Annotated in this window: 9 protein-coding genes; 5 read left to right on the top strand and 4 right to left on the bottom strand. The window is 50.9% G+C overall.

The window, feature by feature from the left end:
* Positions 1-78 precede the first annotated feature (78 nt).
* Together dsdA and dsdX are read right to left on the bottom strand one after the other, a co-directional pair.
* Entirely contained in the window at positions 79-1,407 is a 1,329-nt protein-coding gene (gene dsdA / locus M975_RS18760) for a D-serine ammonia-lyase (RefSeq protein WP_064561405.1), read from the bottom strand.
* Between the two features lie 18 nt (positions 1,408-1,425).
* Positions 1,426-2,763 (bottom strand): D-serine transporter DsdX, encoded by a 1,338-nt coding sequence (gene dsdX / locus M975_RS18755; protein ID WP_064561408.1) that lies wholly within the window; start codon positions 2,761-2,763, stop codon positions 1,426-1,428.
* Between the two features lie 225 nt (positions 2,764-2,988).
* Here dsdX and dsdC point away from each other — a divergent pair, with 225 nt between their 5' ends.
* Both dsdC and M975_RS18740 read left to right on the top strand, forming a co-directional pair.
* Positions 2,989-3,912 (top strand): DNA-binding transcriptional regulator DsdC, encoded by a 924-nt coding sequence (gene dsdC, locus M975_RS18750; RefSeq protein ID WP_064561404.1) that lies wholly within the window; start codon positions 2,989-2,991, stop codon positions 3,910-3,912.
* A 95-nt stretch (positions 3,913-4,007) separates the two neighbouring features.
* Entirely contained in the window at positions 4,008-4,820 is an 813-nt protein-coding gene (locus M975_RS18740) for a helix-turn-helix domain-containing protein (protein ID WP_074388400.1), read from the top strand.
* A gap of 7 nt (positions 4,821-4,827) precedes the next feature.
* On the opposite strand, the gene M975_RS18735 is transcribed toward M975_RS18740, so the two are convergent.
* Together M975_RS18735 and M975_RS18730 are read right to left on the bottom strand one after the other, a co-directional pair.
* The gene (locus tag M975_RS18735) at positions 4,828-6,120 is read right to left on the bottom strand and encodes a BNR repeat-containing protein (RefSeq protein WP_064561401.1); all 1,293 of its coding nucleotides are present in this window, start codon (positions 6,118-6,120) and stop codon (positions 4,828-4,830) included.
* Positions 6,120-7,391: an MFS transporter gene (locus M975_RS18730; protein ID WP_064561400.1), complete on the bottom strand. Its 1,272-nt coding sequence runs from the start codon at positions 7,389-7,391 to the stop codon at positions 6,120-6,122. The genes M975_RS18735 and M975_RS18730 overlap by 1 nt, the downstream gene beginning before the upstream one ends.
* Positions 7,392-7,721: 330 nt before the next feature.
* On the opposite strand from M975_RS18730, the gene M975_RS18725 reads away from it, so the two are divergent.
* Genes M975_RS18725 through M975_RS18715 form a run of 3 tightly spaced genes read left to right on the top strand, consistent with a single transcriptional unit; the run spans position 7,722 to position 9,976 of the window.
* Positions 7,722-8,459, top strand: coding sequence for a basic amino acid ABC transporter substrate-binding protein (locus M975_RS18725; RefSeq protein WP_425339024.1), 738 nt, complete (start codon positions 7,722-7,724; stop codon positions 8,457-8,459).
* A 43-nt stretch (positions 8,460-8,502) separates the two neighbouring features.
* The gene (locus M975_RS18720) at positions 8,503-9,267 is read left to right on the top strand and encodes an amino acid ABC transporter permease (RefSeq protein ID WP_064561399.1); all 765 of its coding nucleotides are present in this window, start codon (positions 8,503-8,505) and stop codon (positions 9,265-9,267) included.
* Positions 9,254-9,976, top strand: a complete 723-nt coding sequence (locus M975_RS18715) for an amino acid ABC transporter ATP-binding protein (protein ID WP_064561406.1) — start codon at positions 9,254-9,256, stop codon at positions 9,974-9,976. Before M975_RS18720 ends, M975_RS18715 begins: the two co-directional genes overlap by 14 nt.
* The last annotated feature ends 127 nt before the right edge of the window (positions 9,977-10,103 follow it).

The following is a 10,103-nucleotide window of genomic DNA, read 5'->3' as shown; positions in this document are numbered from 1 at the left end:
AGGGAGAGGGAACTGTTCGGTTTTCTCCCTCTCCAGGGGGAGAGGGCCGGGGTGAGGGCGGGCTTATGACAGCAGTAATTACTTCGCTTTCGCCAGATACTGCGCCATCTCTGCTTCTGGCACCATGCCGCCGCCTGTCGCCCAAACGATATGCGTGGCGTTTTGCAGTTGTTCAGCGCTGAAGCCATGCATCTGATGGTAAGCCGTATCCGCACTGACGTGCAGTGGGCCAGGCATACCCGCAAGCGCTGAGGGCTCGAGGCGAATACTTTCTTCTTGCGCAAGCCAGCCGAGCAGCCGGTACATGGTCTGGTCTTCAAGGGTATAGAAACCGTCGAGTAACCGTTGCATCGCGCGCCCAACAAACCCGGATGCACGCCCAACAGCCAGGCCATCCGCGGCAGTAACATTATCAATACCCAAATCTTGCACGGAAATCGCATCATGCAGGCCGGTATAAACCCCCAGCAACATACAAGGCGAATGCGTCGGTTCGGCGAAGAAGCAGTGAACGTTATCGCCGAAGGCCATCTTCAGGCCAAATGCCACACCACCAGGTCCACCGCCCACGCCGCATGGCAGGTAAACAAACAGCGGGTGTTCTTTATCCACAACGCGACCTTGCTGGGCAAACTGGTCTTTTAAGCGCTGACCGGCAACTGAGTAGCCGAGGAAAAGCGTGCGTGAATTCTCATCGTCGATAAAGAAACAGTTTGGGTCGGATTCTGCCGCTTTACGGCCCTGTTCAACAGCGACGCCGTAATCCTGCTCGTATTCAACTACCGTGACGCCATGGCTGCGCAGTTTGGCTTTCTTCCAGGCGCGGGCGTCGGCAGACATATGCACGGTGACGTTAAAGCCAATGCGTGCGCTCATGATTCCGATGGATAACCCCAGGTTTCCGGTTGAGCCCACGGCGATACTGTACTGGCTGAAAAAGGCTTTAAATTCAGGCATCAGTAACTTTGTATAGTCATCGTCGATGCTCAGTAAACCCGCTTCCAGTGCCAGTTTTTCCGCATGTGTCAGGACTTCATAAATCCCGCCACGCGCTTTGATGGAGCCTGAAATCGGCAAATGGCTGTCTTTTTTCAGTAACAGCTGGCCGCAAATTTGCTGCTCGAACTCTTTTTCCAGGCGCTTTTGCATAGCCGGAATCGCAACCAGTTCGGACTCGATAATACCGTTCGTCACGGCAGTTTCTGGAAACGCCTGCGCCAGATACGGTGCGAAACGTGTCAGGCGAGCATGAGCATCCTGCACATCTTCGGTCGTCAGACCCACGTAAGGTAAGCCTTCGGCGAGTGTTGTGGTTTCCGGGTTAAACCAACGGGTTTCTTGCAAATCAATCAGATCGCGAACCAGCGGAAACTGTTGAATCAATGTGTTTATTTCAGCGTTTTTCATAAGACAATCTCTTTGCGCTTAGATGATAAAAGAAAGCAGGAACGTCGCGCCCAGTGCCAGCAGAGAGGCGATAAATGTCGCCGTTGTATAGTATTTGAAAGTTTCGTTGAGCGTTGCGCCGCAATATTGCTTCACCAGCCAGAACAAGGAATCTGTGACGATGGTGCAGCCAATTGCGCCGGAGCCGATAGCAATCGTAATAATTTCCGGGCTGACGTTGGGATAGAGCGGCAGCATCGGTGCCACAATCGCGGTTGCTCCCATCATCGCAACGGTTGCAGAACCTACTGCGGCATGCAAAATCAGAGCGACCAGCCATGCCAGTAAAATCGGATGCATGTGCATATTTGACAGCAACACCGCCAGCGAATCAGCCAGGCCACTGGCCTTAAGAATGGCGTTAAACGCCCCGCCAGCACCGATAATCAGCAAGATATTAGCGATAGAGCTAAAACCATTTTCAGTGTGCGTCAGTAGTTTGCTCATCCCGATATGCTGGCGTAACCCCAGCACGTAGTAGGCGACAAACACGGCGATAAACATCGCGGTAATCGGGTTGCCGATAAATTCCAGTACCGTATACAAGGTTCCGCTTTTCGCCATATTCAGCTCAGCGACGGTTTTTATCAGCATCAGGCCAATGGGCAACAGCACGGTAAACAGTGTTGCGCCGAGTGAAGGCAATGACTCTTCGCTGCGTACTTTCAGGTCGGAAAATTCGGCAGGCACGGCTTTAAATGGCAGTCGATTTCCCACGAATTTGAGGAACAGCGGCCCGCCCACCAGGGATGCGGTTAAACCTACCAGTAAACCATACACAATCACGGTGCCGACATCTGCGCCCAGTTTATTGGTGACGTAAAGCGCAGCTGGGTGTGGCGGAACCACGCAATGTACCGCCATGAGTGCCGTACACAATGGAATCGCCAGTTTTAGCAAAGAGGTATTGGTCTTTTTCGCAATCGAAAACGCCAGTGGAATCAGCAGCACAACGCCCACCTCCACGAACAGCGTAATGCCACAAATCAACCCGACCAGTACCATGATCACATCTGCCGACAACCAGCGGCAGCGTTGCAACGCCAGGCCAATCCGTTCTGCGCCACCTGACACTTCCATCATCTTGCCGAGAATTGTGCCAAGGCCGATGACTGCCGCGAGGAACCCGAGGGTACTGCCGATACCGCTTTCAATAGCATTCACCATATCCAGCGGGCTCATGCTCATCATTGTGCCGACAAAAAAACTGGCCAGCAGCAAAGCGAGGAAAGGGTGAAACTTCAGTTTTACGATGGTTAAGACGATTAAAATGATGCTGCAAAGCAGCGTACCCACAACCCAAATCTGAGATTCCATACCCACCTCACTGTGCGATTTATCTTCCGCCATTGGACAAAAATTGCTCCTGGCTGACAAACGATATAAATGGCATTTCAGATGACGTAGATTGATGCAAAAGAGTGATTCAGGCCGAAAACTGGCATGATAATTTGATTTTGGTTCTATTTTTCACATCTTAAAACGACGTTTTTGGGCAAGTATTTTACAATGCCACCCTGATTTATCTCTCTGGAGAGCACAATGGACCCGCTTCGCGAAGTCAGAAACCGCCTACTCAACGGTTGGCAGCTATCAAAACTCTACACATTTGAAGTCGCGGCGCGGCATCAATCTTTTGCACTGGCAGCGGAGGAGCTTTCGCTAAGTTCAAGTGCGGTCAGCCATCGAATTAACCAGCTTGAGCAGGAGTTGGGGATCCAGTTGTTTGTGCGCTCACACCGTAAAGTCGAGTTAACGCATGAAGGAAAACGGGTTTTTTGGGCGCTGAAATCGTCGCTCGATACGCTCAACCAGGAAATTCTGGATATCAAAAATCAGGAGCTGTCTGGCCTGCTGACGATATATTCGCGCCCTTCCATTGCCCAATGTTGGCTGGTGCCGCGGCTCGGGGATTTTACGCGGCGCTACCCTTCGATTTCACTGACCATTCTGACCGGCAATGACAATGTGAATCTGCAACGTGCGGGAGTCGATCTGGCGCTCTATTTTGACGATGCCCCTTCGTCACAGCTAACCCATCATTTTTTGATGGATGAGTCCATTGTGCCGGTGTGCAGCCCGGAATATGCCCAGCGTTTTGAGTTAAAAAATAAACCTGCACATTTGCGCAATTGCACGCTGTTACATGACCGCCAGGCGTGGAGTAATGATTCAGGTACAGACGAATGGCACAGCTGGGCGCAGCACTTTTCCGTCGATTTACCCTCCTCTTCGGGTATCGGATTTGATCGCTCAGATTTAGCCGTGATTGCCGCGGTAAACCAGGTTGGAGTAGCGATGGGGCGCAAAAGACTGGTGCAAAAACGGCTGGATCGCGGTGAGTTGGTTGCCCCCTTTGGCGACATGACATTGAAGTGCCATCAGCATTATTACGCCACTACATTGCCTGGGCGGCAATGGCCAAAAATTGAAGCATTTATTCAGTGGATGCAGTCACAAGTTTGATTTTTAGATTGCTGCTGGATGGCAATGACGCGAAGGTAATACGCTGCCAGACATGATAATTCTGCCTGCTTCTCCTGAAAACTGGTGAGGTAGACATGACACTGATTCTTCCCCGTGACACCCATTTTCACCATCCGCTGGAAAAGGTGATGTTCCATTTTTGGCAACCGGAAAGCAGCATCAGTCTTGAGCATACTCACGAATATAGTGAGCTTTTTTTGGTTGAAAGTGGCAGTGGGATACATGTTTGTAATGAGAAGCCTTATTTACTGACTTCCGGTATGCTCTGTTACCTGAATCGCCAGGATTATCATCTATTTGAGGCGATGAAAGATCTAAAGCAAATCAATTTTCTATATCTCGGTCGTGACCAATTCAATGTGCTAAAAAATATCGCACATTTGCTACCTGACCCTGAGGAAAGCCATGTCTGGCAAATTGATAACCGCATCATGCTGCGCATCATTGAGCGCTTGAGGAGTTTTACAGAACTGCAATTCGACGATAAATTGATGGCAGAGAGTCACAAAGAGATGATTTTTCTAGAAGTGCTGCATACGCTAAGCCAGTGGCGTTACAAAACACAGGATTTCCACTCAAGTGATGACCGCCTCAGCCAGATGATTATTTATTTGAATAGCCATTATGCGCAGTCGCTCGATATCGACCAACTGTGCCAACAGTTTGGTATGGCGCGTCGTACTTTGCAGCGTGCATTTGTGCAATACACGGGCGTTTCGCCGCAGCAATACCTTTCGTTATTGCGTCTGTTACAGGCAAAGTATTGGCTGCGTTTTTCAGACCAAAGCGTGGGGGATGTGGCAGGTAAGTGCGGTTTCAGCGATATCAGTCACTTTTCCAGAAGCTTCCGCAAGCAGTTTGGGATATCGCCGAATCAGTGTCGGTAGGCTGACCTTACATTAACTCCAGCACTTCCAGCTCAGTGGGCTTTGTCACCGTATCATGTGGTACATCGCGGAAAATCGGCAATGCTTCCCAACGCAGCCAGTAACGCGATTGCGGCGAATAATCGCTGTTTAATGCAGCCATAATCTGAACTTCGGCATCGGGATGCGTCTCTTGATCAGGTCGCCAGAACGCTTCCGGTATCAGACTTTCCAGCGGTTTGGTTTCCACTACACGTAAATTCTCTTCGTCGATAATCCAGATACCCTTACCGGTCCACAACGACGTCCACTCGACCTCCAGCATTTCATTGCCTACGGCTCGTGGTGCTGAAAGCGTGATATCTGGCGGAATCGAGCCGCCGCCGCTGAAATCCCAGCGAAATGTCCATTGGCTTAGCTGCTCTTTTTGCCAGTGGCCTTTGCCGTCCGGCCTTGCGAGCCAGGCTTGGGAATGGCCGGCTGCATCATAGCGATGGAAAATCAGCACTGCCCGGCCCTGATTATCAAAACCGACCTCCTGAACCATATTAATCAGCCCGTCGCCGACATCGGCATTATCAACAATTTCGCCACTGCAACGTGAAATGGGCAATGCCAACGGTGTACCGTCTGATTTTTCCCAATGGATCAAGTCGCGGCTGCGTGCATAAGAGAGATTATTGTTGGTTTCACAATGAGGTGATTCGCGCCACATCCATACCATATGCCAGTAGTTGTCGGGGCCTTGTACTGGCTGGCGAGCATAACCGTTGCGTGCGCCTTCTCCGTTAAGCAGTGGCGTGTCTAATAAACGCGTCCACTGCTGTGTTTGAGGCTGATAGACGTTATAAATATCGTCACCATTGCCGCTACACCCATCGCGATAGCGAAACAGCAAGCGCCCCTGATTATCTTTAAAAAATACGGGGTAAGTGGTGCGGTTTTCCCGGTCACCAACCATGTGTGGAACGCAACGTAGCGACGTAATATCCAGTGGTTTCTCTGAGCGAAAATAGATCAGCGGGTCAACATGCATATTGCCAGCCAGGTGTATAAACCCGGCACTATCTATCGCGATGGTCAGATAATTGTGGGAATCAAAATCAGTGATATGCGCAGGGCGCTTTCGTTCGTCTATCCAAAACCCTTCTGGCTGAAACTGTGTCCAGTTGCCATCAGGTAGTGCCCGGTTTCCTACGGTAAGGCGATGATTTTCATCATACCAGGCGGCAAACTGTTGGTTTCCATGGTTCATCAGGCAAAACAAAACGGTGAAATCGGCACAGGCTTTGCCTGGCGTTACTGATGTGAGAAAGGGCATCACAGACTCTCCTGAAGGGATAAATATTGTTTGTTACGCAGAAAATAAACGGCCAGCACAATCGCGCCGATGGGATGCAAAGTTGCCCCGATATATACCGGTAGCGAATAGCCGAAATGGTCGATAATCGTGCCGACAAAGCCGTTGAAAATAATGGAGGTGACACCACCTAACGCGCTCATCACCCCGATAGCGGTAGCAATGGCAATGCGTGGGGCAAGGCCGCCCATCATTATGGTCGCCATGCTCAGCCAGGCTGTACACATGAAGTTAATGACCGTCATGATGGCCACCGCGGCATACGGATTCGTCATTGAAGGCAGCAGGAATACGAGAGGCGACAAACAAGTCACAGACCAGATAATGGTGAGCCTTGCGCGTGTGGAACTCATTCCGCGTGCGACTAATCTGTCCGACATCCAGCACGCTGCCAGCACACCAAACACAGCTACCAGCGGCGGGAACCACATCATTTTGCCAACCTGTGCCAGCGTCAGACCAATCTTTTCCTGCATAAACCCAACCTGCCAATACTGATAAAAGAACCAGAACGGGTCGGTGAGTAAGCGGGCTATGAGTAGCGCCCAAATGGGTTTTGAGGTCAGCACCACTTTGTAACGCTGCAAAAGTGGCACGTTCGCCGAGTTTTCGTGGGGGACTTCTTCTACAGCGGCTGGCGTATGGCGGCTGGAATAAAACCACATCAGCCCAACAACGACTCCTGCGATTGCCGGAATAAAGAATGCCCAGCGCCAGCCTGTGGAAAGCGTTACCCAGGCGACAAACGGCGGGGCCAGAATCAGGCCAAGGGACTGGATGATATTGGTGAGTTGGAAGGCAAAGGCGCGTTTTTCTGCCTTAAACCAGGTAAAAACTGCGAGTGTTAAGGCCGGAACAATGCCGGACTCTGCCAGCCCCAGCAATACTCGCCCGGCTATCAGCCCGTTAAGCGAAGTAGACATGCCGGTAATCAGCGTGGCAATTGACATCACCACCATCAGCGCGCTCAACACATAACGGCTGCCAAAACGGTCAACGATGCCGCCAACGATGAAGTACATCAAGGTATAAGGGATCATAAATGCGCTGATCAGTATTGAGTAATCGGTATTACTCAGGCTGAGTTCATGCATCAATGTGGTTTTTAGAATCGAAACAATCTGCCTGTCTAATGAAAAGAAAAACAACACACCGCCAAGTATCAACAGCAGCACCCAAATCAGCATACTGCCGCTATCGCGATGGACATTACTGGTAGCCAGTTGACTCATCATATTCTCCGCTACGTCATTATTTTTTCTGATAAAGCTGGATAAGAGGTCTGGCGAGTATATCGAGGCGTAAACGAATCTCTGGCGAGACAACAAGCTGCTGTGAATTACTTCACGTTGATTTGTACGGCTGTGCCATTGTCCTGGTGGAAACGGCACTTTTTACCACGTTACGCGTCTTTAGCGGGCTGATTCAGAATTACACCTGCAATTATTGGTTGATGCACTTCGTTAAATTATGTATTTTTATGCAAATTAAATGCATAAATAATTCATCAGGAGCGTCAAATGTTAAGGATGTTAGCCAAGTCAGTTCTTTTAGCCGGGTGCATGGTTTCCACCGTTCTCACTTCCGCCTACGCCGCGCAGCAGACTTATGTGGTTGGCTCTGGCGGTACTTACCGTCCATTTGAATTTGAAAACAGCCAGAAGCAACTGGAAGGTTTTGATATCGACATCATCAAAGCCATCGCTAAAGCGGAAGGTTTTGATATCAAACTGGTGAATACACCGTGGGAAGGGATTTTTGCCACGCTGAACTCTGGCGACCGTGACATTATTATTTCCGGCATCACCATCACCGATAAACGTAAAGCGATGGTTGATTTCTCTACGCCGTATTTCCCGGCCGAGCAGTCCATCGTGGTGCCGAATGATTCCAAAGTGGATTCTGTTAACGCGCTGAAAGGTAAGAAAGTTGGCGTAGTGAACTCTAGCGCTGGCGATACCGTCGTTTCTGACACGCTGGGCAAAAACAGCACCGACATCAAGCGCTTTGATAATACGCCGCTGATGCTGCAAGAGCTGGCTGAAGACGGTATCGACGCCGCCGTAGGCGACGTGGGCGTGGTGAAGTACTACATCAAATCTCACCCGGAAAAAGCGCTGAAAGCGGTAAAAGACGACAAATTTGAACGCCAGTATTTCGGCATCGCAGTGGCGAAAGATAACCAGGAGCTGCTGGGTAAAATCAACTCAGGCCTGAAGACAATCATCGCCGATGGGACGTATGCCAAAATCTATTCCACCTGGTTTGATAGCAACGTTCCCACTCTCCCCGCTGAATAATTTCGTATGATTTGGGACCGTTTCGGCCCCAACAAGGACAGGTATGACCGGATTTCGCTGGGAGATAATCTCAGAATACGCGCCGCTATTTATGCAAGGCGCGATCATGACCATCAAGTGCACCATCATCTGCGTAATCTTAGGCACCTCCTGGGGATTATTACTTGGACTTGGCCGCATGGCGCATGCCGAAGATGGCCCATGGAAACATGTGCTGCGTTATGCGGTGCAATGGCCTGTGCGCATTTACGTCAGTGCATTCCGTGGCACGCCACTGTTTGTGCAAATCATGGTGGTTCACTTCGCGCTGGTGCCGCTGTTTATCAATCCGCGTGACGGCATGTTAGTGACCAGCGGGCTGATGTCGGTCGATTTTGCCCGTATGCTGCGCTCTGAATATGGCGCGTTTCTGTCGTGCGTGGTGGCGATTACGCTCAACGCCGGGGCTTATGTCTCTGAGATTTTCCGTGCGGGTATTCAGTCAATCGACAAAGGCCAGATGGAAGCATCGCGTGCGTTGGGTATGGGCTGGGGCAAAACGATGCGCAAAGTGATTTTGCCGCAGGCGTTCCGCCGGATTCTGCCACCGCTGGGTAATAACGCTATCGCCATTGTGAAAGATTCTTCACTGGCCTCAGCGATTGGTCTGGCGGACCTGGCTTACGCAGCACGTACCGTTTCGGGTGCCTATGCGACCTATTGGGAACCGTACCTGACGATCTCACTGGTTTATTGGGTGCTGACGTTCATGCTCTCGCTGATGGTGCAACACATGGAAAAGAGGCTTGGCAAAAGTGATTCACGTTAATGATTTACAGAAACAATTTGGCAAAACTCATGTGCTGCGTGGCATTTCATGTGATATCGCCCCACAAGAAGTGGTCTGCATTATTGGCCCGTCCGGTTCCGGTAAAAGTACCTTTCTGCGCTGCCTGAACGCACTGGAAAAACCAGACGGTGGCGAAGTGGTGGTGAACGGTCTGGCGGTTCATGATCCCAAAACGAATCTGAACACGCTGCGGGCAGGCGTGGGCATGGTGTTCCAGCGTTTTAACCTGTTCCCGCATATGACGGTGCTGGAAAACCTGACCATGGCGCCGATGTCGCTTAAAGGTTTATCGAAAGCAGAAGCCGTGTCGCGTGCGGAAAAACTGCTGCAAAAGGTTGGCCTGATAGACAAAATCGACGCCTGGCCATCGAGCCTTTCCGGTGGCCAACAGCAGCGCGTGGCGATAGCTCGCGCACTGGCAATGGAGCCGTCGATAATCCTGTTTGATGAGCCGACTTCGGCGCTGGACCCGGAACTGGTGGGTGAAGTGCTGGCGGTGATGAAACAGCTGGCGCTGGAAGGGATGACGATGGTTATCGTCACTCACGAAATGGGTTTTGCCCGTGAAGTTGCCGACCGCGTGGTGTTTATCGATCAGGGGGTGATTCAGGAACAGGGGCCGCCGTCGCAGTTGTTTAGCAACCCGACTAACCCGCGGACAAAAGAGTTTTTGAGTAAGGTACTTTAAGTTTTCCCCTCACCCCGACCCTCTCCCTTTGGAGAGGGGGAAAACCGATCTGTTTCCTCTCCCCAGGGAGAGAGTTAGGGATAGAGGGAGAAAACCGATCTGTTCCCTCTCCCCCAGGGAGAGGGTT

This window comes from Buttiauxella brennerae ATCC 51605 (assembly GCF_001654925.1).
Classification (GTDB): Bacteria; Pseudomonadota; Gammaproteobacteria; order Enterobacterales; family Enterobacteriaceae; genus Buttiauxella; species Buttiauxella brennerae.
The sequence above is the reverse complement of the archived record's forward strand: the minus strand, read 5'-3'. Positions and strand labels throughout refer to the sequence as shown.